Here is a 23,899-nt window from a genome sequence, read left to right as displayed (position 1 = left end):
CGATGTGGCACAGGAATATACTGTTGAACAACTAAACCACGGCCGTAAAGTCTACGACTTTATGCGCTGGGACTACTGGGCTTTCGGCATCTCTGGTCTACTGTTAATCGCCGCGATCGTCATTATGGGCGTGCGCGGCTTTAACTGGGGGCTGGATTTCACCGGTGGTACGGTTATTGAAATTACGCTCGAAAAACCGGCTGAAATTGATGTAATGCGTGATGCATTGCAGAAAGCGGGCTTTGATGAGCCGATGCTGCAAAACTTCGGTAGCAGCCACGACATCATGGTCCGCATGCCGCCAGCTGAAGGTGAAACCGGTGGTCAGGTGCTGGGCAGCAAAGTTCTGAAGGTGATTAACGAAGCTACCAATCAGAACGCAGCGGTGAAGCGTATTGAGTTCGTCGGCCCGAGCGTAGGGGCAGACCTTGCGCAAACCGGTGCGATGGCGTTGATGGCAGCGCTGCTGTCTATCCTTGTATACGTTGGTTTCCGCTTTGAGTGGCGACTGGCTGCAGGGGTAGTAATCGCGCTGGCGCACGACGTTATCATTACGCTGGGTATTTTGTCGTTATTCCATATCGAGATTGACCTGACCATTGTGGCATCGTTGATGTCGGTTATCGGTTACTCGCTTAACGACAGTATCGTGGTATCGGACCGTATTCGTGAAAACTTCCGCAAGATCCGTCGCGGTACGCCTTACGAAATCTTTAACGTGTCCTTGACCCAGACGCTGCACCGTACCTTGATCACATCCGGTACCACCTTGATGGTTATCCTGATGCTGTATCTCTTCGGTGGCCCGGTGCTGGAAGGCTTCTCGCTGACCATGCTGATTGGTGTGACTATCGGTACTGCATCTTCCATCTATGTAGCATCGGCGCTGGCCCTGAAACTGGGTATGAAGCGCGAACACATGCTGCAGCAGAAAGTGGAAAAAGAAGGGGCGGACCAGCCGTCAATTCTGCCTTAATCAAGTTCCCGTTGATGTTGAAAATCCCGGTCAGAAGATCGGGATTTTTTTTGATGTATGGAGATTGCGAAAATCCCCGCATCTTGGGAAACTGCGCGTAACCCTACATTTCATCCAGGTAACTTTTCATGGCTATCATCCCAAAAAACTATGCGCGGTTAGAAAGCGGCTATCGCGAAAAAGCATTAAAACTCTATCCGTGGGTCTGCGGTCGCTGCTCCCGCGAGTTTGTTTATTCCAACCTGCGTGAGCTTACCGTTCACCACATTGATCACGACCATACCAATAACCCGGAAGATGGCAGTAACTGGGAATTACTTTGTCTCTATTGCCACGATCATGAGCATTCGAAATATACCGAAGCGGATCAGTATGGTACGACCGTTATCGCAGGGGAAGATGCGCAGAAAGATGTCGGTGAAGCGAAGTACAACCCGTTTGCTGATTTAAAAGCGATGATGAATAAGAAGAAGTAATAAAAAATGCCGGATACAAAATTCGTTATTTGAGCTTTGTGACAAACGAAAAATTGCCTGATGCGCTACGCTTATCAGGCCTACGTAATATCAGCAATGTATTGAATTCACGTGCTTTTGTAGACCAGATAAGGCGTTTACGCCGCATCCGGCATGAACAAAGCGCACGTTGTCGACAATCTGAAATGCCGGGAATAAATCCCGGCATTTTCATAATCAGAAGTTGTAACCTACCACCAGGTAACCACCCCAGCCGGTAGAGCGAACGTTGAAGTTGCCGTTGCCGAAGTTCAGTTCTGCATCGTCGTTCCACTGACCACCGTCGTGCCAGTAACGAGCTACGACAGAGTAGTGCCAGTGATCGTAGTTCAGAGCCAGAATATGGCTGGAAGCGATGGAGTTATTGCTGCGTGTCTTAATACCGTTGATTGCGTTACCGCTGTCATCACCCAAATCGGAACCCCAGTCGAAGTTGGTGAAACCGATGTAGCTTAACTGACCGCCCCACAGATCGGTAATCGGCACAAAGTATTTAATTTTGAAACGGTAACCGTCCCACTCGTTTTCGTTCGCTGCGCCGTAGTTCTGCCACTGGTATTTCGCATACACGTTCATGGACAGGCTCATCGGCAGGCCAGTGTCGATGTCAGTACCCAGACCCATATACCAGGTGCTCTGGCGACCATCTTTGTTACGGCCCATGTCGTAAATGTAGTTGTTCGCGAAGTACCACTCTTTGAACGGACCGAAGCTAAGGTCAGTATTGGTCAGCTTATCGATGGAGAAACGCGGTTCGATTTCCATAAACAGCGGAGAGCCGTGGTTCCAGATACCTTTTGCATCGGAGTTACCGCCGAAGAATACCGGCGCATCCGCGTAACCATAGAAGTCGAACCAGTCTTTTTTAGCGAATGCTTCATACTCCAGGTAAGTATCGTTACGGATCTGCGGTCCGAAACGAGTGTGATAGCTACCAACTACGTTAACGCTCTGGTGCCACCAGTCGGAAAGGTACTGCGGTTTATCGTTTTCAGCTGCGTTGACAGTAAAAGACGAAGAGAGCGCCAGTACCGCACCGGCTGCCAGTAATGTTTTTTTCATATGTATGCCACTGTTTGAAAATCCCTTACGGGAGTGAAAAAGGCGCAAATTGCGTTTCTAAATATTTCCTATACAGAGGAGCCTATTATAAAAATCATTGCTCACAAAAATATGTTTCGTTTCACAGTTCTATCATTTACGTAATCGATTGCGTTCACGTTTACACATATTCGGGCGGGGATTGTACTGACTTTCACCCTTGTTGCAAACTTTTACTATCAATCTGGGTGATGTAAGCGGAGTAACAAAATGACGGGGGAGGATGTTGCGGGACGCACAAAACGCCCCGCGATACGTTTACTGCACAACAGGTTGAATGTCGTGTATACGTACAAAACCTAACTGATCCACAGAAATACCCTTTAACTGTAACGGAATATCAACATCGCTCGGAGCGAGGACGCTGGCAGGTGCATTAATCAATTGATTCTGCACATTGATTTCCTGAAAGTTGTCGATTGTTCCCTGAATTTGCCCATATTCAACGGTTCCGCTGAAAGCGGGTAAAGGATCATTGGACTCGCCCTGAATCCGTAACGTCAGAGTGGTGCCATCTGCATTTGGCGTAATATTCACCAGCGACATACGTAAAGTGCCAATTTGGCTTTCCAGCCGTGCCGGTGTATTTGCACCAGGTAACAGGTAAACCCCACTGCTGGATTTTGCGTTCAGCGTATTTTGCTGGGTGATTTTGACAGTTTCTTTGTTGAGCTGAGTCATCTCTTTATTCAACGTGTTGACGCTGTGTTTCATCTGGCGTACTTCGCTTTGCTGCACGCAGGCGCTCAGGCTGAACAGGCTTCCCAGCAGGAGTAGTCGAAAACATACTTTAATGTTCATAGGTAGTCCTTTCTCGTCACAATTATCCTAATGGTAGAGGCTTAAAGCCGTGAAAGCATCGATCCTTTATCTCAAAAGCGTTGCGCCTTTGTTGTATCGCCAGTTCAGGGTAAAATAGATTTCTATTAACCACCTGGTCAGGACGCCGTATGCATTGCCCATTCTGTTTCGCCGTGGACACTAAGGTAATTGACTCTCGTCTCGTGAGCGAGGGTTCTTCCGTACGCCGCCGTCGGCAGTGTCTGGTGTGTAATGAACGTTTCACTACTTTTGAAGTGGCAGAACTGGTTATGCCGCGTGTCGTGAAAAGCAACGACGTGCGCGAACCGTTTAATGAAGAAAAATTGCGTAGCGGAATGCTGCGGGCGCTGGAAAAACGTCCGGTGAGTTCCGATGACGTCGAAATGGCGATCAACCATATTAAATCGCAACTCCGCGCCACCGGTGAGCGCGAAGTGCCGAGCAAAATGATTGGCAATCTGGTGATGGAGCAATTGAAAAAGCTCGACAAAGTCGCCTATATCCGTTTTGCCTCTGTCTATCGCAGTTTCGAAGATATCAAAGAATTTGGCGAAGAGATCGCGCGCCTGGAGGATTAAACCGTGCAGGACGAGTTATACATGGCGCGGGCGCTAAAGCTGGCGCAACGAGGGCGCTTCACCACTCACCCTAACCCGAATGTCGGTTGCGTCATTGTGAAAGATGGCGAAATTGTCGGTGAAGGTTACCATCACCGCGCGGGCGAACCGCATGCCGAGGTACACGCGTTGCGCATGGCAGGTGAAAAAGCCAAAGGCGCAACGGCGTATGTGACACTCGAACCTTGTAGCCATCATGGTCGTACGCCACCGTGTTGTGACGCATTAATTGCTGCTGGCGTGGCGCGCGTGGTGGCTGCGATGCAGGACCCTAATCCGCAGGTCGCTGGGCGTGGACTTTACCGTTTGCAACAAGCTGGCATTGACGTCAGCCACGGCCTGATGATGAGCGAATCCGAGCAATTGAATAAAGGCTTCCTCAAGCGCATGCGCACCGGCTTTCCTTATATACAGTTGAAACTCGGCGCGTCGCTAGATGGTCGCACGGCGATGGCCAGCGGTGAAAGCCAGTGGATCACTTCACCTCAGGCTCGACGCGATGTTCAGCGTCTGCGCGCGCAAAGTCATGCTATTTTAACCAGCAGCGCCACGGTGCTGGCGGACGATCCAGCCTTAACGGTGCGTTGGTCTGAACTGGATGAACAAACTCAGGCGCTCTATCCGCAACAAAATCTCCGTCAGCCGGTACGTATTGTGATTGATAGCCAAAATCGCGTGACGCCGGAACATCGCATTGTGCAGCAGCCCGGCGAAACCTGGTTCGCGCGTACGCAGGAAGATTCTCGTGAATGGCCGGAAACGGTGCGTACTTTGCTGATTCCAGAGCATAAAGGTCATCTGGATCTGGTTGTTCTGATGATGCAACTGGGTAAACAGCAGATTAACAGCATCTGGGTGGAAGCGGGGCCAACGCTCGCTGGCGCATTGCTACAGGCGGGTTTAGTCGATGAGCTGATTGTCTATATCGCACCTAAACTATTAGGCAGCGACGCCCGCGGATTATGTACGCTGCCGGGGCTTGAGAAATTAGCCGACGCGCCCCAATTTAAATTCAAAGAGATACGTCATGTAGGCCCGGATGTTTGCCTGCATTTAGTGGGTGCATGATCTCCCGGCTCGAAAGGGAAGCAGCGCACGAAATATTATGCTAAAATCCGCCCCCCTGCGGGGCCATACTAGAACCCGAAGGAAGAAAATGAACATTATTGAAGCTAACGTTGCTACCCCGGACGCTCGCGTCGCCATCACCATTGCGCGTTTCAACAACTTTATCAATGACAGCCTGCTGGAAGGTGCAATTGACGCACTGAAACGTATCGGTCAGGTAAAAGATGAAAACATTACCGTTGTTTGGGTGCCAGGTGCCTATGAGCTGCCGCTGGCGGCGGGTGCACTGGCTAAAACCGGTAAATACGACGCGGTGATTGCGCTGGGTACGGTTATTCGTGGTGGCACTGCCCACTTTGAATATGTCGCTGGTGGTGCAAGCAACGGCCTGGCGCATGTTGCCCAGGACAGCGAAATTCCGGTTGCTTTTGGGGTTCTGACCACTGAAAGCATTGAACAAGCGATTGAACGTGCTGGCACCAAAGCTGGTAACAAAGGTGCAGAAGCTGCACTGACCGCGCTTGAAATGATTAATGTATTGAAAGCCATCAAGGCCTGAAATTAGTAAGGGGAAATCCGTGAAACCTGCTGCTCGTCGCCGCGCTCGTGAGTGTGCCGTCCAGGCGCTCTACTCCTGGCAGTTGTCCCAGAACGACATCGCTGATGTTGAATACCAGTTCCTGGCTGAACAGGATGTAAAAGACGTTGACATCCTGTACTTCCGTGAGCTGCTGGCCGGGGTGGCGACTAACACCGCATACCTCGACGGACTGATGAAGCCATATCTGTCTCGCCTGCTGGAAGAGCTGGGCCAGGTAGAAAAAGCGGTACTGCGCATTGCGCTGTACGAGCTGTCTAAACGTAGCGATGTGCCGTACAAAGTGGCCATTAACGAAGCGATCGAACTGGCGAAATCGTTCGGCGCAGAAGACAGCCATAAGTTCGTCAATGGCGTACTGGATAAAGCAGCACCTGTGATTCGCCCTAACAAAAAGTGATATCCAGGCCGGCAGAGTAACGGAAAAACAGTTCCGCACTCGCCGGCCTTTTCTTTTTTACCTGCTGAGGCATAACGTATGGCATGTGGCGAGTTCTCCCTGATTGCCCGTTATTTTGACCGTGTAAGAAGCTCTCGTCTTGATGTCGAACTTGGCATTGGCGACGATTGCGCACTTCTCAATATCCCCGAGAAACAGACCCTGGCGATCAGCACTGATACGCTGGTGGAGGGCAACCATTTCCTCCCTGATATCGATCCTGCGGATCTGGCATATAAAGCACTGGCGGTAAACCTAAGCGATCTGGCAGCGATGGGCGCCGATCCGGCCTGGCTGACGCTGGCATTAACCTTACCGGACGTAGACGAATCGTGGCTTGAGTCTTTCAGCGACAGTTTGTTTGATCTTCTCAATTATTACGATATGCAACTCATTGGCGGCGACACCACGCGTGGGCCATTATCAATGACGTTGGGTATCCACGGCTTTGTTCCGATGGGACGAGCCTTAACGCGCTCTGGAGCGAAACCGGGTGACTGGATTTATGTGACCGGTACGCCGGGCGATAGCGCCGCCGGGCTGGCGATTTTGCAAAACCGTTTGCGGGTTGCCGATGCTAAAGATGCGGACTACTTGATCAAACGTCACCTCCGTCCGTCGCCGCGTATTTTACAGGGACAGGCATTGCGCGATCTGGCAAATTCAGCCATCGATCTCTCTGACGGTCTGATTTCCGATCTCGGGCATATCGTGAAAGCCAGCGACTGCGGCGCACGCATTGACCTGGCGTTGTTACCATTCTCTGACGCACTTTCACGTCATGTTGAACCGGAACAGGCGCTGCGCTGGGCGCTCTCTGGTGGCGAAGATTACGAGTTGTGTTTCACTGTGCCGGAACTGAACCGTGGCGCGTTGGATGTCGCTTTGGGACATCTGGGCGTACCATTTACCTGTATCGGGCAAATGACCGCCGATATCGAAGGGCTCTGTTTTGTTCGTGACGGCGAACCTGTCACGTTAGACTGGAAAGGATATGACCATTTTGCCACGCCATAAAGATGTCGCGAAAAGTCGCCTGAAGATGAGTAATCCGTGGCATTTGCTTGCTGTCGGATTCGGAAGTGGATTAAGCCCGATTGTTCCTGGCACGATGGGATCGCTGGCGGCGATTCCGTTCTGGTATCTGATGACCTTTTTACCCTGGCAGCTTTATTCGCTGGTAGTCATGCTGGGGATCTGTATTGGCGTTTATCTTTGTCATCAGACCGCGAAAGATATGGGCGTGCACGATCATGGCAGCATTGTCTGGGACGAATTTATCGGCATGTGGATCACTCTGATGGCGCTGCCGACCAATGACTGGCAGTGGGTCGCCGCCGGGTTTGTGATTTTCCGTATTCTGGATATGTGGAAACCGTGGCCGATCCGCTGGTTTGATCGCAATGTACATGGCGGCATGGGGATCATGATCGACGATATTGTCGCCGGGGTGATTTCCGCAGGCATCCTGTACTTTATTGGACATCACTGGCCGCTGGGTATTCTGTTGTAGTTGTGCACCGATGCCTGATGTGACACTTGTCACGTCTCATCAGGCCTGCATACCTATTTAAATCCTACGACCGGATGCGGTTTATACGGCGTTTCCAGCTCGGCGATCTGTTCCGGCTTCAAGGTGATATCCACCGCGTTCAGTAGTTCATCAAGTTGTTCTTCCCGCGATGTACCAATAATGGGTGCAGCAATACCTGGTTTGCTCAATAACCAGGCCAGCGCAACTTGTGCTCGTGTCGCGCCCAGTTCTTCACTGACGCCCGTTAAGCGTTCTGCAATTTGCGCGTCATTTTCATCGCTTTCTTTGTAGAGATTTTTCCCCACTTCATCAGACACCAGGCGTGCAGTAGTTTCTCCCCACGGACGTGTCAGACGTCCCCGTGCCAGCGGGCTCCACGGAATCACCGCCACGCCCTCCTGATAACACAGCGGCAGCATCTCACGCTCTTCTTCGCGATAAATCAGATTGTAGTGATCCTGCATACTGACAAACTGCGCCCAGCCGTGCTGTTTTTGCAGTTCCAGCGCCTGAGCAAACTGCGAGGCGTGCATTGATGACGCGCCGATATAACGTGCTTTCCCGGCTTTTACCACGTCGTTCAGGGCTTCCAGCGTCTCTTCGATCGGCGTGTTGTAATCCCAGCGATGAATTTGCAGGATATCGACATAATCCATGCCGAGACGGCGCAGGCTGTCGTCGATAGAGCGTAAAATTTGCGCACGGGATAATCCTTCCGGTAAATCACCAACGCGATGGAACACTTTGGTGGCAACGACCACGTCTTCACGACGGGCGAAATCCCGCAGTGCGCGACCGACGATCTCTTCGCTGCTGCCGTCAGAATAACTGTTGGCGGTATCAAAGAAATTTATGCCGCCTTCCAGCGCGCGTTTAATGATGGGACGGCTGCTCTCTTCCGGCAGTGTCCATGCGTGATTACCGCGATCTGGCTCGCCAAAGGTCATACAGCCGAGGCAAAGTCGGGAAACGCGAAGGTCGGTTTTTCCTAAGGGGTTGTATTGCATGCTGCCACTCCCGCTATACTCGTCATACTTCAAGTTGCATGTGCTGCGGCGGCATTCGTTCACCCCAGTCACTTACTTATGTAAGCTCCTGGGGCTTCACTCGTTTGCCGCCTTCCTGCAACTCGAATTATTTAGAGTCTATGAATAATTTCTTAAGCATAGCAGGAGTGGAGTAGGGATTATGCCAGCCAGGCCTTGATTTTGGCTTCCATACCACCGGCATCGAGGCCGAGTTCGGCGCGCATTTCTTCCTGAGTTCCTTGCGGAATAAAGAAGTCCGGCAGACCAATGTTCAGCACGGGTACTGGTTTACGATGGGCCATCAGCACTTCGTTCACGCCGCTGCCTGCGCCGCCCATAATGGCGTTTTCTTCTATGGTGACCAGCGCTTCATGGCTGGCGGCCATTTCCAAAATTAACGCTTCATCAAGCGGTTTCACAAAACGCATATCGACCAGCGTAGCGTTCAGCGATTCAGCGACTTTCGCCGCTTCTGGCATCAGCGTACCAAAGTTAAGGATCGCCAGTTTCTCGCCACGACGCTTCACAATGCCTTTGCCAATTGGCAGTTTTTCCAGCGGCGTCAACTCCACGCCTACCGCGTTGCCACGCGGGTAGCGCACCGCTGACGGGCCATCGTTATAGTGATAGCCGGTATAGAGCATCTGGCGACATTCGTTTTCATCGCTCGGGGTCATAATGACCATTTCCGGTATGCAGCGCAGGTAAGAGAGATCAAAAGCACCCTGATGGGTTTGACCGTCAGCACCAACAATGCCCGCGCGGTCGATGGCGAACAGGACCGGGAGCTTTTGAATCGCCACATCATGCAGCACCTGATCATAGGCGCGTTGCAGGAAAGTGGAGTAAATCGCGACAATGGGTTTGTACCCACCAATCGCCAGACCCGCAGCAAAGGTCACGGCGTGTTGCTCGGCAATTGCCACGTCAAAGTAGCGATCCGGGAATTTACGTGAAAACTCGACCATGCCGGAACCTTCACGCATCGCCGGAGTAATCGCCATCAGCTTGTTGTCTTTCGCTGCCGTTTCGCACAACCAGTCGCCAAAGATTTTTGAATAGCTCGGCAAACCGCCGCTACTTTTCGGCAGACAACCGCTGGAGGGATCAAATTTAGGCACGGCGTGGAAGGTGATTGGGTCTTTTTCTGCCGGTTCATAACCACGGCCTTTTTTAGTCATGATATGCAGGAACTGCGGGCCTTTCAGGTCGCGCATGTTCTTTAGCGTGGTGATAAGCCCCAGCACATCGTGACCGTCAACCGGGCCGATGTAGTTAAAGCCCAGCTCTTCAAACAACGTGCCAGGCACCACCATGCCTTTAATATGTTCTTCGGTACGTTTGAGCAGCTCTTTAATGGGCGGCACGCCAGAGAAAACTTTTTTCCCGCCTTCGCGCAGCGAAGAGTAAAGCTTACCGGAAAGCAGCTGCGCCAGATGGTTGTTGAGCGCGCCAACATTTTCGGAAATCGACATTTCATTGTCGTTGAGGACCACCAGCATATCAGGACGAATATCGCCCGCGTGATTCATCGCTTCAAACGCCATGCCTGCGGTAATCGCACCATCGCCGATTACACAGACGGTGCGGCGATTTTTGCCTTCTTTCTCGGCAGCAACCGCAATACCAATTCCGGCACTGATGGAGGTTGATGAATGCCCGACGCTTAATACGTCATATTCGCTTTCGCCGCGCCACGGGAATGGGTGCAGGCCACCTTTCTGACGGATGGTGCCGATTTTGTCGCGGCGTCCGGTCAAAATTTTATGCGGATAAGCCTGATGCCCCACATCCCAAATCAATTGGTCAAACGGGGTGTTGTAGACATAGTGCAGCGCCACGGTCAGTTCGACCGTGCCCAGCCCGGAGGCGAAGTGCCCGCTGGAACGGCTCACGCTGTCGAGTAAATAGCGGCGCAGTTCGTCGCAGAGTTTCGGTAAACTCTCTTTCGGCAACAGTCGTAACTCCTGGGTGGAGTCGACCAGTGCCAGGGTCGGGTATTTGGCAATATCAAAACTCATCAGGGGCCTATTAATACTTATTGTTTATTTATTACGCTGGATGATGTAGTCCGCTAGCGCTTCCAGTGCCGAGGTATCGAGTGACTGTTCAGCCAGTTGTTTCAGCGACTGACGGGCATCGTCGATTAGATCCCGGGCTTTCTTCCGGGCTTGCTCAAGACCCAGAAGTGCAGGGTAGGTACTTTTACCAAGTTGCTGGTCGGCACCCTGGCGTTTTCCCAACGTTGCAGTATCTCCCACCACATCCAGGATGTCATCCTGAACCTGGAAGGCAAGGCCGATGCTCTCTGCGTACTTGTCGAGTACTGGCAGAGCACGACGCCCTTTATCTCCGGCGCTTAATGCACCAAGGCGAACGGCGGCGCGAATCAATGCGCCGGTTTTATGACGATGAATACGCTCGAGTGCGTCCAGAGGTACGTGTTTGCCTTCCGCATCTAAATCTAATGCCTGACCACCGCACATTCCGGCAATACCGCTGGCGCTCGCCAGTTCTGAAATCATCGAAATTCTGTCGCGGTCCGACACTTCCGGCATATCGGCATCGCTTAGAATCGAGAACGCCAGCGTTTGTAAAGCGTCGCCAGCGAGAATCGCGTTCGCTTCGCCAAACTTCACATGGCAGGTCGGCAAGCCGCGACGCAGATCGTCATCATCCATTGCCGGTAAATCATCATGAATTAATGAGTAAGCGTGGATACACTCTACGGCGGCGGCGGGTGCGTCCAGAGTATTCAGACTTACGCCGAGCATTTGACCGGTGGCATAAACCAGGAAAGGCCGCAGGCGCTTACCACCTAATAATGCGCCATACTGCATGGTTTCTACCACGGGAGTGTTCTGAAAGGGCAGTGGGGCGATAAAACGGCTCAGCGCCTGGTTGGCCTGCTTAACGCAGGCTTCGAGTTGCTGCGGAAAGTCCATTACTCATTGTCCGGTGTAAAAGGGGTTAGAGAGGCGTCTTCATTGTCAGACAGCAGAATTTGTACGCGCTGTTCGGCTTGTTGTAATTTGGCCTGCCCCTGACGTGCCAGCTGCACGCCGCGTTCGAACTCGTTCAGCGCCTCTTCCAGCGGCAGGTCGCCACTTTCCAGACGGGTTACAATCTGTTCCAGCTCGCTCAGCGCCTTTTCAAAGCTGGCGGGCGCCTCATTTTTCTTCGGCATAATGAATGTCTGACTCTCAATATTTTTCGCCCCGTCATGGTAACGGACTCAGGGCAAATAGCAAATAACGCGCAATGGTAAGGTGATGTGCGCAGCAAAGCGATGTTAGTGGTATACTTCCGCGCCTGGATGCAGCCGCAGGTGTGGGCTGCTGTATTTTTCCCTATACAAGTCGCTTAAGACTTGCCAACGAACCATTGCCGCCATGAAGTTTATCATTAAATTGTTCCCGGAAATCACCATCAAAAGCCAATCTGTGCGCTTGCGCTTTATAAAAATCCTTACCGGGAACATTCGTAACGTTTTAAAGCACTATGATGAGACGCTCGCTGTCGTCCGCCACTGGGATAACATCGAAGTTCGCGCGAAAGATGAAAACCAGCGTCTGGCCATTCGCGACGCCCTGACCCGTATTCCGGGTATCCACCATATTCTCGAAGTTGAAGACGTGCCGTTTACTGACATGCACGATATTTTTGAGAAAGCGTTGGTTCAGTATCGCGATCAGTTGGAAGGCAAAACCTTCTGCGTGCGCGTGAAGCGCCGCGGTAAGCATGATTTTAGCTCGATTGATGTGGAACGTTACGTCGGCGGTGGTTTAAATCAGCATATTGAATCCGCGCGCGTGAAGCTGACGAATCCGGAAGTGACTGTCCATCTGGAAGTGGAAGACGATCGTCTGCTGCTGATCAAAGGTCGCTACGAAGGTATTGGCGGTTTCCCGATCGGCACCCAGGAAGATGTACTGTCGCTCATTTCCGGCGGTTTCGACTCCGGTGTATCCAGCTATATGTTGATGCGTCGCGGCTGCCGCGTGCATTACTGCTTCTTTAACCTCGGCGGCGCGGCGCATGAAATCGGCGTTCGCCAGGTGGCGCATTATCTGTGGAACCGCTTTGGCAGCTCCCACCGTGTGCGATTTGTCGCTATTAATTTCGAACCGGTCGTCGGGGAAATTCTCGAGAAAATCGACGACGGTCAGATGGGCGTTATCCTCAAACGTATGATGGTGCGTGCCGCATCTAAAGTGGCTGAACGTTACGGCGTACAGGCGCTGGTCACCGGCGAAGCACTGGGTCAGGTGTCCAGCCAGACGCTGACCAACCTGCGCCTGATTGATAACGTCTCCGATACGCTGATCCTGCGTCCGCTGATCTCTTACGACAAAGAGCACATCATCAACCTGGCTCGCCAGATTGGCACCGAAGACTTTGCCCGCACGATGCCGGAATATTGCGGTGTGATCTCCAAAAGCCCGACGGTGAAAGCGGTTAAATCGAAGATTGAAGCGGAAGAAGAGAAGTTCGACTTCAGCATTCTCGATAAAGTGGTTGAGGAAGCGAATAACGTTGATATCCGCGAAATCGCCCAGCAGACCGAGCAGGAAGTGGTGGAAGTGGAAACCGTCAATGGCTTCGGCCCGAACGACGTGATCCTCGATATCCGTTCTATCGATGAACAGGAAGATAAGCCACTGAAAGTTGAAGGGATTGATGTGGTTTCTCTGCCGTTCTATAAACTGAGCACCAAATTTGGCGATCTCGACCAGAGCAAAACCTGGCTGTTGTGGTGTGAGCGCGGGGTGATGAGCCGCCTGCAGGCGCTCTATCTGCGCGAGCAGGGCTTTAACAATGTGAAGGTATATCGCCCGTAATTTGTGGTTTTTACGTCGCATCTGGTCAGATGCGGCGTTTGCCGCATCCGACACTACTCATAATAATTATAAATCCCTGCCGCCATCACCAGTTGTGATGCCACTTCATGGGCTTTTTCACGCCCAACCAACAGGTCGATAATTTTCAGACCAAAGTCGATAGCTGTACCCGGCCCCTGGCTGGTCAGCAATTTTACCCGTGCATCCCAGACGACGCGCTTGTCCTGCCATTGTTCGGCGGGAATTTTGTCTTTCAGCGTCGGGAAGCCGGTCATATTGCCAATCGGGAAGATATCGTGCGGCACCAGCACGGTGGCTGGCGCGGCGCAAATAGCGGCAACGATACGCCCGGAACGGTGGAACTGTTTAACAGTTTCAACCAGCAGGGTGCTATCGCGAAAACATTCCGCGCCTTTAATGCCACCAGGCAGCACGATCGCGTCATATTCGCCATCAGCCACTTCGACCAGCGGCGCATCCGCCAGCAGCTTCACGCCGCGCGAGCAGGTAATCGCCAGGTTACCATCGCTGGCGACGCTGGCAGTGGTGACTTTGATTCCGCCGCGAACCAGCAGATCGATAGTGGTGACGGCTTCAGTCTCTTCACTACCAGGGGCGAGGCAAACCAGTGCCGATGCGCTCATATTCACTCTCCTTTCTTTTTACCATTTCAAACAGGCGGGTGTTTTCCGGTACGGCAATCCCATGCGCGCGGGCGCGGCGTAAGAGAAAACCATTGATATAGTCGATTTCAGTGTGGCGCAGCGCGCGGATATCCTGCAACATCGACGAGATATTTTCCGCTGTTGCATCAATCACCTGCATCACGTAATCACGCAAATCTTCTGCTGAAGTATGATGTCCTTCGCGTTCGATCACTGCCGCGACTTCTTCGCATATCTGCATAATTTCTTGCGGATGATGACGTAATTCACCGTTCGGGCAATTCCAGATAGCGGTCAGTGGATTAATCACACAGTTGACTGCCAGCTTGCGCCACAGCTCGGCGCGAATATTGTTATGCCATGCGACATCAGGTAACACGGTTTGCAAAATATCCGCCAGATAACTGTAATCGCCGTCCTGTTGCCGTGCCGGGCCAATATGCGTGATACCGTTTGCCACATGAATAATGACATTGCCGTCGCGGCGCGCCGCATGGGTGGTAGTGCCCATCAGTAAAGGCTGCGCAATGTTTTGCAACTCTTCAATGGTGCCCATGCCGTTGTGGATCAGCAAAATTGGTGTGGTCACAGGTAGTGTGGACGCCAGACTTTTGACGGCATCGGAAACCTGCCATGCTTTCAGCGTCACCAGTAACAGATCGCTGGTGGCCAGAAAATCGGGATCGTTAGCGGTCAGCGATTCGTTAAATATCGAACCGTCAGTCTCAACCAGATTCACGCTACAATAAGGTTGCGGTACGCGCAGCCAGCCCTGAACTTCGTGACCCTGTTTGCAAAGTGCTGTAAGCCATAATTGCCCTAAGGCACCGCATCCCAATACGGTAATTTTCATTGTTCCTCCTCACCCGCAACCACTCCGGGTGTTCAATAAGGCTATCCCTTAATTGTGCATGCTGTTGCGACTATGCACAATTAAGGGATACGTCCTGGTGCAGGACTGTTGGTTATTTAACTTTGCAGGTATTATGCTTCGCATCAAAAATGAAGGGAGAGGAAAAGATGCCATCTTTCGATATTGTCTCTGAAGTTGATCTTCAGGAAGCACGTAACGCGGTCGATAACGCGAGCCGCGAAGTGGAGTCCCGTTTTGACTTCCGTAACGTTGAAGCCTCATTTGAGCTGAACGACGCCAGCAAAACCATTAAAGTGTTGAGCGAGTCCGATTTCCAGGTCAATCAGTTGCTGGATATTCTGCGTGCCAAGCTGCTGAAGCGCGGCATTGAAGGCAGTTCACTGGATGTACCGGAAAATATCGTTCATAGCGGTAAAACCTGGTTTGTGGAAGCGAAACTGAAACAGGGCATTGAGAGCGCGACCCAGAAGAAAATCGTCAAGATGATCAAAGACAGCAAACTGAAAGTGCAGGCGCAAATTCAGGGCGATGAGATCCGCGTGACTGGCAAATCTCGTGATGATTTGCAGGCTGTCATGGCGATGGTGCGCGGTGGCGATCTCGGTCAGCCGTTCCAGTTCAAAAACTTCCGCGATTAATCGCGACAATGTGCGTTTTGTTCATGCCGAATGCGGCATGAACGCCTAATTCGGCCTACAAAGGCTTGTAACTCAGGAACTTTGTAGGCCTGGTAAGCGCAGCAGGCAATTCGCCTCGTTTTTTATGCCTGACGAATTGCCTGTTCAACCTCAAAGCGATTCGTCACTTTGCTATCGATTTTCACGTAAGCTGAATGTTCTTCTTCTGCAATCAACACTTCTTTGACGCCTTCAGTTTCCAGCAAACGCACTTTTAACGCCTCGTTTGCGGCAATGTCCGCCGGGATTTCAATGCGCAAGCTGCTGACATACGGTGGCTCTTTCATGGTACTGGCGACTGCCAGCCACAATGCTGCCAGCATTGCGCCAGCGAGAAATACGCCCTGACCGTCAAACATGCCGTCAATCCAGCCGCCCAGCGAACCACCAATCGCCACGCCAATAAACTGGCTGGTGGAGTAAACGCCCATCGCCGTACCTTTGTAACCAGCTGGAGACTCTTTACTGATAAGCGAAGGCAGAAGGGCTTCCATCAAATTAAACGCCACAAAGAAAAGCTGCACGCCGACCACCAGTTGCCAGAACTGCGTTTGTGCGTTCCACAACACGATTTCCGCAACCACGATCAGCCCGACGCAGAAGACAAAGACTTGTTTCATTTTACGCTTAACTTCAGCGTAGATAATGAAAGGTACGACAGAGCCAAAGGCGATTAACATCGTTGCCAGATAGACCTTCCAGTGTTCAGCCGCCGGGAAACCCGCATCAGCCAGTTGCCCTGGCAGGGCAACAAACGTCGACATCAGCAGCATGTGCAGACACATAATGCCGAAGTTGAGTTTCAGCAGCCGTGGTTCCGCCAGCACTTTACTGAAACTGCCTTTCACCATCCCGGACTCACGATTAAGTACGTGCGTGCTGCTGTTGGGTACAACCCAAATGGTCAACGCAATGCCGATCGTTGCCAGAATAGCGATCATCCAGAACAGCGCGTGCAGCCCAAGTTTGTGAGTAATGATCGGGCCAAGCACCATCGCAATGGCGAAGGTAATGCCGAAGCTCACGCCGATAAACGCCATCGCTTTGGTGCGGTTTTGTTCGCGAGTGAGATCGGAAAGCAACGCCATAACGGCTGCGGCTATGGCGCCGGAGCCTTGTAGCGCCCGGCCCAGAATAATTCCCCAGATGGAGTCAGAGAGTGCAGCAATAACGCTACCGGCAGCAAACACCGCCAGTCCGCCGACAATTAATGGTTTGCGACCAATACGGTCGGAAAGCAGGCCAAACGGAATCTGAAAAACGGCCTGGGTCAGACCATAAATACCAATGGCAATACCGATTAATGCTTCGCTGGCGCCTTGCAGTGCCATACCGTACGTAGTCAGAACCGGCAGTACCATAAACATGCCCAGCATGCGCAATGAAAATACGGTCCCTAAACCCCAGGTCGCGCGCCGCTCACCTGGCGTCATTTTATAATCGTTCATTACCACCTCTTAAAAAATTGCCCACATAGTGTAGTGCGGAGCGCATGTTAGGTAAACAGAGTGTTAATGAGTAAATATTACATAAGAGAGTGATTTTTACGTCAGGTATGAGCTTCTCTCATATTCTTGCCATTAATACATCATGCGTTAAATATAACAAATGAAAAGCTCAAATGATTTTATCCTGCAACTAATGACATTATTTTCGGGTTTATTGATGGGCGTGTAATTTTTTATCAAAGGATGGTGTTATTTTATCGCAATAAATAGACGCGTTGGAGGCACTGGTTATGCTGTTTCAGCTTAAATGTTTACTTATTACCTGGGCCGTTATGGCAGCGTATTTATTCATGAGGTGGATGTTTGGTGGTTGAATATATCAAGGAGGAATGTATGTGGTCTGGTAAAGTTATTTTATTATCATTGGGTTTATCTCTGGCTTCTTTTTGTCATGCTTCAACAGATATTGATCAACTGTATGAACGTATTGTCAATAAAGATCAGACGGCGTTAAAAGAACTGCAAAAATTAGCTGATACCAATAACACGCAGGCGCTAGTGCTACTGGGATTTGTTTATGAACACGGAGTGACAGTATCTGTTGACATCCCAAAGGCGATTCAGTGGTATGAGAAAGCCTGTAACCAGGGGGGCGAATACGGTTGTTATAATGCACGTTATTTCTTTCAATATGGTAAAGGCATAACCCTGGATGTGACACGAGCACAGATGTATGCCAGTAAGTCGAAAACTGACGATCTTAATATTCCGCCTGATTTGATGAATAAAATAATTAATCAGGCCTATGAATTGAAATCCGGGGCCGAGACAGACAAAACGAAACGGGCGAGTTTAATTGAATTTGTCAGTCGTTATGTCGGTCAGGCACCCGAGAATGATTTGCTTTTTTGGGGGCGAATTGGTTTCAGTAAACCGGAAATTCTGCGTCTGGCGACTCTATGGGCGCAGGAAGGCGACCCCAAAATGGATTATATTGTCGGAAATCTTTATCTCGATGATTTTTCACCTTCTGATGATAGACGTTCTTTAGACACCATAAAGAAAGCACTGCAATGGTTTCGCTCTGCGGCAGAAAAAGGTTATCCGATGGCGCAGTATACCATGGGCGATGCCTACGAAAATGGCAGTGCTGGTTTAAAAATTGATGCTGTCGAAGCCAAAAAATGGTACGAATTAGCTGCAAATAAGAATGACGAAAAAGCATTAGTGGCCCTGGGGAATATTTACTATTCTGGGTTGACCGGTGAGGTTGATTATTCTAAAGCGAGCGTGCTTTTTGACAAGGCTGAACAGAAAGGGGCAAAAAAAGCCGCATTGTGGTTAAGTTGGATGTATTACAACGGATTAGGTGAAGCGCTTGATTGTAATAAGGCATGGGATTATTACGAAAAAGGTGCGGGGAAATATTCAATGAAATTCAATAAGGATGAATATTTAATCCGTTGTAATCAAGATCAGAAAACCCGAGAAACACAGGGTGATATTTTACCTTATCTCACGTTAAAACATTACGGGACCTATGGTTTTAACGCAAATGAAAAACCAAAAATATGCGATGTCAGTATTGAAATTAATGCAGATAAAATTAGTGGTATAACTAATTTGCAGTTGACGCTTGAGCTAAAGGGGAGTGAGAGAATGAGTAAAGAATATACCCTTTCTGTCCCTCCTTTTAGTTTGAATACGCTCGGTGTGGATATGTATAATAATTTCAGTCATATAAGAAAAAGCTATATAGACATCCCAATGTATAATCGTAATTTATGCGATTTTCATGATTTGACTTATTCTATTAAATCTGCGACGGCGATACTGAATGGAAAACAACGTGATTTATTAAAAGAAGCGCATATTCAGGTGCAAGATAAATAAGGGATATTTTATGTTGCCTAAAAGAATATTATTTTCTTTAATGCTGATAGTTTCACCAGGCGTGGTGGCAAGTGAGAAAGCGCATGAATTGTATGACAGCATATACGATGGTAAACCTGCGCCCGATGTTATAAGTACACTGCATAAAATGGCTGAATCGGGGGATGTCGACGCGCAGAGCCTGTTAGGCTGGGAATATTATCAGCCCCGCTATGATACGAAACCCAACGTGCAGGAAGCGATTAAATGGTTCGAGTTAGCCGCCAGGCAAGATCATGGAGATGCTTTGCTGGCACTGGGAGATATTTACTATTCCGGTACACTTATACGGGTGGATTATGCCAAAGCGTATGCGTTATTTAATCAGGCTACGCAACGCGGTGTGAATTTAGCCTGGTCCAGGTTGGGCATGATGTACGCCAATGGTCAGTATGTCGAGGTAGATTGTAAGAAAGCGAAGGAATATCTTGATAAGGGTGTCCACATTTATGGTGGCCCGCAGAACTTTCTTGCCGCCTGTCGAAAAGACATGATTGACAGAAAAACGGTCGATGATATGTTGCCAGCCATCACAATTACCCATTCTGGAATGCGGGATAATTTTTTAGATGAGAGCTTTTCCTGTATGGATAGCCTCTTTGCAGAAACCAATAAATTAGGCGAAGTGGCCAATCTTCGTGTTACGTACAACATTAAGAGTCCGTCTGGTAAAGAAATTATCCAAACGGTTGGTTTCGAGCCTTTCGGCTTAAACCGGCTGAATATTAACTTTACTGATTACATAATCGGTTCGTTTAGCAGCAATTCATTGCTCCTTCTTTATAGATCCGATTTTGAGTCGAAAATGTGTTCACAGGTGAAGACTCGCATTATTGCCGCAACGGCAACGATAAAGGGTAAAGAAGTGGATCTGCTAAAAGTGGGGGCAATAAAAAACCCGCCAGAGTAAGCGGGTTTTTTGATGACGATAAGATTTACCACACAGACGCCAGCAGCGTATGCGAGTCCGGCACCATAAAATCAATGGACATCATTACCGAGAGGGCAGTGATGGCGATGATAGAGAAGCCGAACAGCTTGCGCGCCCAGATTCTGTCATCAGCAACTTTATAACCGCGCAGGGCCATACCTAACCACCAGACGCTCACCGCCGCGGCGACCACCAGATATTTATACCCAGCGTAACCGCCAAGAGAGAGCATCAGCGTGGCAACGGCAAAGGCGATGATATACAGCGTGATGTGATTCTTCGCCACCGAAATGCCTTTTACCACTGGCAGTACCGGAATGTTTGCCGCCTGATAATCCTTAAAGCGGAAAATGGCGATGGCATAGGAGTGAGGCATCTGCCACAGGCTGAAGATAGCCAGCAGAATCGCTGCGCCGCTATCGAACTCGCCCGTTACCGCACAGTAGCCGATCACCGGCGGCGCTGCACCGGAGAGCGAACCAATCAATGTGCCGTAGACCGAGTGGCGTTTCATGTACAGGCTATAAACGCCGACATAAACCACAAAGCCCATCACCCCCAGCCAGCAGGCCAGCGGATTCGCGCCAAACCACAGCAGCATAAAGCCAGCAATACCCAGCAAGGTGGCGTACACCAGCGAGACAGCAGGAGAGATCAGGCCTTTAACCAGCACCCGATTCTTCGTCCTTTCCATCTTTCTGTCGATATCCCTGTCGATGTAGTTGTTAAACACACAACCCGACGCCACAACCAGTGACACCCCAACCAGCGTGTAGATAAACAGGGGATAATCAATGCTGCCTTTTGAGGCTAACAGGAATCCCCCAATCACCGAGATCAGGTTGCCAAAGATGATGCCTGGTTTCGTTACTTGCAGGTATTGCTTAAACATCATAACCGCCGCTCTTAGTGCATCATCATGTTGTAGTTGAGGTTCCACATAATCCAGATGGAGCCTACAACCAGGATAGCGATGATTAGCACGGTGAAGACAAACGCCGTCATGTTCCAGCCTTCATCTGATTTGGTATTCATGTGCAGGAAGCACACCAGATGCACCAGAACCTGTACCACTGCCATTGCCAGGATTGTTCCCAGAATTACGGCCGGAGAGGCAGAACCTGTCATTACCATCCAGAACGGGATCACCGTCAGGATTACCGACAGGATAAAGCCTGTCATGTAGGTTTTTACGCTGCCATGGGATGCGCCGCTATGTTCGTTAGAATGACTCATTACATCGCCCCCATCAGATAAACAACAGTGAACACACAGATCCAAACCACATCCAGGAAGTGCCAGAACAAGCTCAGGCACATGATGCGGGTACGGTTAGTGCTGGTCAGGCCGCGACGGGCGATTTGCACCATCAGCACCGCCATCCAGATAAGACCGGAAGTGACGTGCAGACCGTGCGTGCCGACCAGCGCAAAGAACGCTGACAGGAAGCCGCTGCGATCCGGGCCCATGCCGTTAACAATCAGGTGATGGAATTCATAGATTTCCATCCCGATAAATCCGGCACCAAACAACCAGGTCAACGCCAGCCAGGAGATAACCTGGCTTTTGTTGTTTTTGTACATGGCGATAGCCGCCATGCCGTAGGTGATGGAGCTGAACAACAGCAAGAAAGTTTCAACCAGAACGAACGGCAGTTCGAAAATGTCCTTACCTGTCGGGCCGCCTGCGGTGCCGTTCACCAGAACGGCATAGGTAGCAAACAAGATAGAGAACAGAATGCAGTCGCTCATCAGGTAGATCCAAAATCCGAAGATTTTGGTTCCGCCTGCATCGTGGTGCCCGTGTTCGTGCGCGTGGGCAGTCGCGTGCGTCAAAGTATCAGTTGCCATTTTTCAGCCCTGCCTTAGTAATCTCATCGAAATGCTGGTTTTCCAGTTTTTCGATTTCTGCCACCGGCACGTAGTAATCCACGTCCTCGTCGAAGCTTTTCACGATCCAGGTGATGATCATGCCTGCGAAGCCAACAATCGCCAGCCACCAGATATGCCAGATCATGGCGAAACCGAAGATGGTGGAGAAAGCCGCAATGACGATACCGGCGCCGCTGTTTTTCGGCATATGAATTTCTTCATAGTGGTCAGGCTTTTTGTACGCTTCGCCTTTCTCTTTCATTTCCCAGAATGCATCACGTTCGTGAACGTGCGGCACAATGGCAAAGTTATAGAACGGAGGCGGGGAAGAGGTTGCCCACTCCAGCGTACGGCCACCCCACGGGTCGCCAGTCAGGTCACGGTTCTGGTCGCGGTCGCGAATAGAAACGTACATCTGAATAACGAGGCAGAGGATACCCAGCGCAATCAGTACCGCACCGCTGGCTGCAATCATCAGCATGGTGTGGAACTGCGGGTCAATCTGCTGGCTCAAGCGACGAGTCATACCCATGAAGCCCAGCGCGTACAGTGGCATAAAGGCAACGAAGAAGCCGATGATCCAGAACCAGAACGCGCGTTTACCCCAGGTTTCGTTCAGTTTGAAACCGAACGCTTTAGGCCACCAGTAGGTCATCCCTGCGAAGCAGCCGAAGACCACGCCGCCGATGATAACGTTATGGAAGTGCGCAATCAGGAACAGGCTGTTATGCAGAACGAAGTCCGCGCCCGGTACTGCCAGCAGCACACCAGTCATACCACCCACCGAGAAGGTGACGATAAAGCCGATGGTCCACAGCATCGCAGAATGGAACACGATGCGGCCCTGATACATGGTGAACAGCCAGTTGAAGATCTTCACCCCGGTCGGGATGGCGATAATCATGGTGGTGATACCAAAGAAGGCGTTTACGTTCGCGCCCGCACCCATCGTAAAGAAGTGGTGCAGCCAGACGATGAACGACAGCACGGTGATACAGACGGTTGCCCATACCAGCGAGGTATAACCAAACAGGCGTTTACGCGAGAAGGTTGCCGCAATTTCGGAGAACACACCGAAAACAGGCAGGATCAGGATGTAAACTTCCGGGTGGCCCCAAGCCCAAATCAGGTTGATGTACATCATCATGTTGCCACCCATATCGTTGGTAAAGAAATGGGTGCCCAGATAGCGATCCAGGGTCAACAACGCGACGGTAACCGTCAGAATTGGGAAGGAAGCAATAATCAGAATGTTTGCGCACAGTGATGCCCAGGTAAATACTGGCATCTTAAACATGGTCATGCCCGGTGCACGCATCTTCAGAATGGTAACGAAGAAGTTGATACCGGTTAGCGTCGTACCTATACCGGATAGCTGGAGACTCCATATCCAGTAATCGACACCGACTCCTGGACTGTACTCTATTCCCGATAACGGTGGATAGGCCAGCCAGCCGGTCTGCGCAAATTCGCCCACGCCGAGAGAAACGTTAACCAGAATCACACCAACAACGGTAAACCAGAAGCTTAAGTTGTTGAGGAACGGGAACGCAACGTCACGCGCGCCGATCTGCAGCGGAACCACCAGGTTCATCAGACCGATAACGAAAGGCATCGCCACGAAGAAGATCATAATCACGCCGTGCGCGGTGAAGATCTGATCGTAGTGGTGAGGTGGCAGGAAGCCCGCTTCACCCGCCGAGGCAAGGGCCTGCTGGCTACGCATCATAATGGCGTCAGCAAAACCACGCAGCAACATCACAATCGCCACGATGATATACATGATACCGAGGCGTTTATGGTCGACGGAGGTCAGCCACTCTTTCCACAGGTAGGTCCACTTACCGAAGTAAGTGATCAGGCCAACGAGAGCCAGACCTCCCAAAATAATGCCAGCGATCGTAACCATGACGATAGGTTCATGGTACGGGACTGCATCAAGTGATAATTTTCCGAACATCT

The 23,899-nt window shown here is 50.7% G+C and carries 25 protein-coding genes; 12 read left to right on the top strand and 13 right to left on the bottom strand.

Translation table 11 applies throughout. The annotated features are described in order from the left end of the window. Positions 1–4: 4 nt before the first annotated feature. The gene (gene secF, locus FFT88_RS20495; protein ID WP_135403894.1) at positions 5–976 is read left to right on the top strand and encodes a protein translocase subunit SecF; all 972 of its coding nucleotides are present in this window, start codon (positions 5–7) and stop codon (positions 974–976) included. Positions 977–1,104: 128 nt separating this feature from the next. Next, entirely contained in the window at positions 1,105–1,452 is a 348-nt protein-coding gene (gene yajD, locus FFT88_RS20490) for an HNH nuclease YajD (RefSeq protein WP_000974823.1), read from the top strand. A 216-nt stretch (positions 1,453–1,668) separates the two neighbouring features. Here the strand turns inward: yajD and tsx are convergent, their stop codons facing one another. Together tsx and FFT88_RS20480 are read right to left on the bottom strand one after the other, a co-directional pair. Next, positions 1,669–2,553 carry a nucleoside-specific channel-forming protein Tsx gene (gene tsx, locus FFT88_RS20485; protein WP_116836751.1) on the bottom strand — a complete coding sequence of 295 codons (885 nt, stop codon included), beginning with the start codon at positions 2,551–2,553 and terminating at the stop codon, positions 1,669–1,671. A gap of 297 nt (positions 2,554–2,850) precedes the next feature. Further along, the gene (locus tag FFT88_RS20480) at positions 2,851–3,393 is read right to left on the bottom strand and encodes a DUF3251 domain-containing protein (protein WP_135403893.1); all 543 of its coding nucleotides are present in this window, start codon (positions 3,391–3,393) and stop codon (positions 2,851–2,853) included. Between the two features lie 149 nt (positions 3,394–3,542). Here FFT88_RS20480 and nrdR point away from each other — a divergent pair, with 149 nt between their 5' ends. The 6 genes from nrdR to pgpA all read left to right on the top strand — a co-directional run bounded on the left by nrdR (position 3,543) and on the right by pgpA (position 7,649). Continuing rightward, positions 3,543–3,992, top strand: a complete 450-nt coding sequence (gene nrdR, locus FFT88_RS20475; RefSeq protein ID WP_064527125.1) for a transcriptional regulator NrdR — start codon at positions 3,543–3,545, stop codon at positions 3,990–3,992. Positions 3,993–3,995: 3 nt separating this feature from the next. Beyond that, complete coding sequence (gene ribD, locus FFT88_RS20470) at positions 3,996–5,099, top strand: bifunctional diaminohydroxyphosphoribosylaminopyrimidine deaminase/5-amino-6-(5-phosphoribosylamino)uracil reductase RibD (RefSeq protein ID WP_135403892.1); 1,104 nt, start codon at positions 3,996–3,998, stop codon at positions 5,097–5,099. 88 nt (positions 5,100–5,187) lie between these two features. Beyond that, positions 5,188–5,658, top strand: a complete 471-nt coding sequence (gene ribE, locus FFT88_RS20465; protein WP_001021161.1) for a 6,7-dimethyl-8-ribityllumazine synthase — start codon at positions 5,188–5,190, stop codon at positions 5,656–5,658. A gap of 19 nt (positions 5,659–5,677) precedes the next feature. Further along, the gene (gene nusB, locus FFT88_RS20460) at positions 5,678–6,097 is read left to right on the top strand and encodes a transcription antitermination factor NusB (RefSeq protein WP_000801121.1); all 420 of its coding nucleotides are present in this window, start codon (positions 5,678–5,680) and stop codon (positions 6,095–6,097) included. Between the two features lie 78 nt (positions 6,098–6,175). Next, positions 6,176–7,153: a thiamine-phosphate kinase gene (thiL, locus tag FFT88_RS20455; protein ID WP_135403891.1), complete on the top strand. Its 978-nt coding sequence runs from the start codon at positions 6,176–6,178 to the stop codon at positions 7,151–7,153. Then, positions 7,131–7,649: a phosphatidylglycerophosphatase A gene (gene pgpA / locus FFT88_RS20450; RefSeq protein WP_135403890.1), complete on the top strand. Its 519-nt coding sequence runs from the start codon at positions 7,131–7,133 to the stop codon at positions 7,647–7,649. Before thiL ends, pgpA begins: the two co-directional genes overlap by 23 nt. 53 nt (positions 7,650–7,702) lie before the next feature. Here the strand turns inward: pgpA and yajO are convergent, their stop codons facing one another. The 4 genes from yajO to xseB form a co-directional block, all read right to left on the bottom strand. Beyond that, a complete protein-coding gene (gene yajO / locus FFT88_RS20445) occupies positions 7,703–8,677 on the bottom strand; it encodes a 1-deoxyxylulose-5-phosphate synthase YajO (RefSeq protein ID WP_001199800.1) in 975 nt (324 codons plus the stop codon). Between the two features lie 179 nt (positions 8,678–8,856). Continuing rightward, positions 8,857–10,719: a 1-deoxy-D-xylulose-5-phosphate synthase gene (dxs, locus tag FFT88_RS20440; RefSeq protein WP_135403889.1), complete on the bottom strand. Its 1,863-nt coding sequence runs from the start codon at positions 10,717–10,719 to the stop codon at positions 8,857–8,859. 24 nt (positions 10,720–10,743) lie between these two features. Further along, complete coding sequence (gene ispA, locus FFT88_RS20435) at positions 10,744–11,643, bottom strand: (2E,6E)-farnesyl diphosphate synthase (protein ID WP_130206240.1); 900 nt, start codon at positions 11,641–11,643, stop codon at positions 10,744–10,746. Then, positions 11,643–11,885 (bottom strand): exodeoxyribonuclease VII small subunit, encoded by a 243-nt coding sequence (xseB, locus tag FFT88_RS20430; protein WP_001124935.1) that lies wholly within the window; start codon positions 11,883–11,885, stop codon positions 11,643–11,645. The genes ispA and xseB overlap by 1 nt, the downstream gene beginning before the upstream one ends. 205 nt (positions 11,886–12,090) lie before the next feature. Here xseB and thiI point away from each other — a divergent pair, with 205 nt between their 5' ends. Further along, positions 12,091–13,539, top strand: a complete 1,449-nt coding sequence (gene thiI, locus FFT88_RS20425) for a tRNA uracil 4-sulfurtransferase ThiI (RefSeq protein WP_000668687.1) — start codon at positions 12,091–12,093, stop codon at positions 13,537–13,539. Positions 13,540–13,592: 53 nt separating this feature from the next. Here the strand turns inward: thiI and yajL are convergent, their stop codons facing one another. Further along, complete coding sequence (yajL, locus tag FFT88_RS20420; RefSeq protein WP_135403888.1) at positions 13,593–14,183, bottom strand: protein deglycase YajL; 591 nt, start codon at positions 14,181–14,183, stop codon at positions 13,593–13,595. Further along, positions 14,146–15,057 (bottom strand): 2-dehydropantoate 2-reductase, encoded by a 912-nt coding sequence (panE, locus tag FFT88_RS20415; protein WP_135403887.1) that lies wholly within the window; start codon positions 15,055–15,057, stop codon positions 14,146–14,148. The genes yajL and panE overlap by 38 nt, the downstream gene beginning before the upstream one ends. Positions 15,058–15,224: 167 nt before the next feature. On the opposite strand from panE, the gene yajQ reads away from it, so the two are divergent. Next, positions 15,225–15,716, top strand: coding sequence for a nucleotide binding protein YajQ (yajQ, locus tag FFT88_RS20410; RefSeq protein ID WP_001138904.1), 492 nt, complete (start codon positions 15,225–15,227; stop codon positions 15,714–15,716). Between the two features lie 122 nt (positions 15,717–15,838). Here yajQ and FFT88_RS20405 read toward each other — a convergent pair whose 3' ends face one another. Next, a complete protein-coding gene (locus FFT88_RS20405) occupies positions 15,839–17,203 on the bottom strand; it encodes an MFS transporter (RefSeq protein WP_135403886.1) in 1,365 nt (454 codons plus the stop codon). 393 nt (positions 17,204–17,596) lie between these two features. On the opposite strand from FFT88_RS20405, the gene FFT88_RS20400 reads away from it, so the two are divergent. Further along, positions 17,597–19,096 (top strand): SEL1-like repeat protein, encoded by a 1,500-nt coding sequence (locus FFT88_RS20400; RefSeq protein ID WP_135403885.1) that lies wholly within the window; start codon positions 17,597–17,599, stop codon positions 19,094–19,096. Positions 19,097–19,106: 10 nt separating this feature from the next. Then, positions 19,107–20,045, top strand: a complete 939-nt coding sequence (locus FFT88_RS20395; protein WP_135403884.1) for a tetratricopeptide repeat protein — start codon at positions 19,107–19,109, stop codon at positions 20,043–20,045. 25 nt (positions 20,046–20,070) lie between these two features. Here FFT88_RS20395 and cyoE read toward each other — a convergent pair whose 3' ends face one another. Genes cyoE through cyoB form a run of 4 tightly spaced genes read right to left on the bottom strand, consistent with a single transcriptional unit; the run spans position 20,071 to position 23,897 of the window. Then, positions 20,071–20,961 carry a heme o synthase gene (gene cyoE, locus FFT88_RS20390; protein WP_130223227.1) on the bottom strand — a complete coding sequence of 297 codons (891 nt, stop codon included), beginning with the start codon at positions 20,959–20,961 and terminating at the stop codon, positions 20,071–20,073. A gap of 11 nt (positions 20,962–20,972) precedes the next feature. Further along, positions 20,973–21,302: a cytochrome o ubiquinol oxidase subunit IV gene (locus FFT88_RS20385; RefSeq protein WP_130215447.1), complete on the bottom strand. Its 330-nt coding sequence runs from the start codon at positions 21,300–21,302 to the stop codon at positions 20,973–20,975. Beyond that, a complete protein-coding gene (locus FFT88_RS20380) occupies positions 21,302–21,916 on the bottom strand; it encodes a cytochrome o ubiquinol oxidase subunit III (RefSeq protein WP_000179819.1) in 615 nt (204 codons plus the stop codon). Before FFT88_RS20380 ends, FFT88_RS20385 begins: the two co-directional genes overlap by 1 nt. Further along, a complete protein-coding gene (gene cyoB / locus FFT88_RS20375; protein WP_130215449.1) occupies positions 21,906–23,897 on the bottom strand; it encodes a cytochrome o ubiquinol oxidase subunit I in 1,992 nt (663 codons plus the stop codon). Before cyoB ends, FFT88_RS20380 begins: the two co-directional genes overlap by 11 nt. Between the last annotated feature and the right edge of the window lie 2 nt (positions 23,898–23,899).

It is taken from the genome of Escherichia sp. E4930 (assembly GCF_005845405.1).
Lineage (GTDB): Bacteria > Pseudomonadota > Gammaproteobacteria > Enterobacterales > Enterobacteriaceae > Escherichia.
The sequence above is the reverse complement of the archived record's forward strand: the minus strand, read 5'-3'. Positions and strand labels throughout refer to the sequence as shown.

Bases quoted from the DNA above. Each gene is read 5' to 3' on its own strand.
- yajD (WP_000974823.1), top strand. From the start codon at position 1,105: ATGGCTATCATCCCAAAAAACTATGCGCGGTTAGAAAGCGGCTATCGC.
- tsx (WP_116836751.1), bottom strand. From the start codon at position 2,553: ATGAAAAAAACATTACTGGCAGCCGGTGCGGTACTGGCGCTCTCTTCG.
- FFT88_RS20480 (WP_135403893.1), bottom strand. From the start codon at position 3,393: ATGAACATTAAAGTATGTTTTCGACTACTCCTGCTGGGAAGCCTGTTC.
- nrdR (WP_064527125.1), top strand. From the start codon at position 3,543: ATGCATTGCCCATTCTGTTTCGCCGTGGACACTAAGGTAATTGACTCT.
- ribE (WP_001021161.1), top strand. From the start codon at position 5,188: ATGAACATTATTGAAGCTAACGTTGCTACCCCGGACGCTCGCGTCGCC.
- thiL (WP_135403891.1), top strand. From the start codon at position 6,176: ATGGCATGTGGCGAGTTCTCCCTGATTGCCCGTTATTTTGACCGTGTA.
- pgpA (WP_135403890.1), top strand. From the start codon at position 7,131: ATGACCATTTTGCCACGCCATAAAGATGTCGCGAAAAGTCGCCTGAAG.
- yajO (WP_001199800.1), bottom strand. From the start codon at position 8,677: ATGCAATACAACCCCTTAGGAAAAACCGACCTTCGCGTTTCCCGACTT.
- dxs (WP_135403889.1), bottom strand. From the start codon at position 10,719: ATGAGTTTTGATATTGCCAAATACCCGACCCTGGCACTGGTCGACTCC.
- ispA (WP_130206240.1), bottom strand. From the start codon at position 11,643: ATGGACTTTCCGCAGCAACTCGAAGCCTGCGTTAAGCAGGCCAACCAG.
- xseB (WP_001124935.1), bottom strand. From the start codon at position 11,885: ATGCCGAAGAAAAATGAGGCGCCCGCCAGCTTTGAAAAGGCGCTGAGC.
- thiI (WP_000668687.1), top strand. From the start codon at position 12,091: ATGAAGTTTATCATTAAATTGTTCCCGGAAATCACCATCAAAAGCCAA.
- yajL (WP_135403888.1), bottom strand. From the start codon at position 14,183: ATGAGCGCATCGGCACTGGTTTGCCTCGCCCCTGGTAGTGAAGAGACT.
- panE (WP_135403887.1), bottom strand. From the start codon at position 15,057: ATGAAAATTACCGTATTGGGATGCGGTGCCTTAGGGCAATTATGGCTT.
- yajQ (WP_001138904.1), top strand. From the start codon at position 15,225: ATGCCATCTTTCGATATTGTCTCTGAAGTTGATCTTCAGGAAGCACGT.
- FFT88_RS20405 (WP_135403886.1), bottom strand. From the start codon at position 17,203: ATGAACGATTATAAAATGACGCCAGGTGAGCGGCGCGCGACCTGGGGT.
- FFT88_RS20400 (WP_135403885.1), top strand. From the start codon at position 17,597: ATGTGGTCTGGTAAAGTTATTTTATTATCATTGGGTTTATCTCTGGCT.
- FFT88_RS20395 (WP_135403884.1), top strand. From the start codon at position 19,107: ATGTTGCCTAAAAGAATATTATTTTCTTTAATGCTGATAGTTTCACCA.
- cyoE (WP_130223227.1), bottom strand. From the start codon at position 20,961: ATGATGTTTAAGCAATACCTGCAAGTAACGAAACCAGGCATCATCTTT.
- FFT88_RS20385 (WP_130215447.1), bottom strand. From the start codon at position 21,302: ATGAGTCATTCTAACGAACATAGCGGCGCATCCCATGGCAGCGTAAAA.
- FFT88_RS20380 (WP_000179819.1), bottom strand. From the start codon at position 21,916: ATGGCAACTGATACTTTGACGCACGCGACTGCCCACGCGCACGAACAC.
- cyoB (WP_130215449.1), bottom strand. From the start codon at position 23,897: ATGTTCGGAAAATTATCACTTGATGCAGTCCCGTACCATGAACCTATC.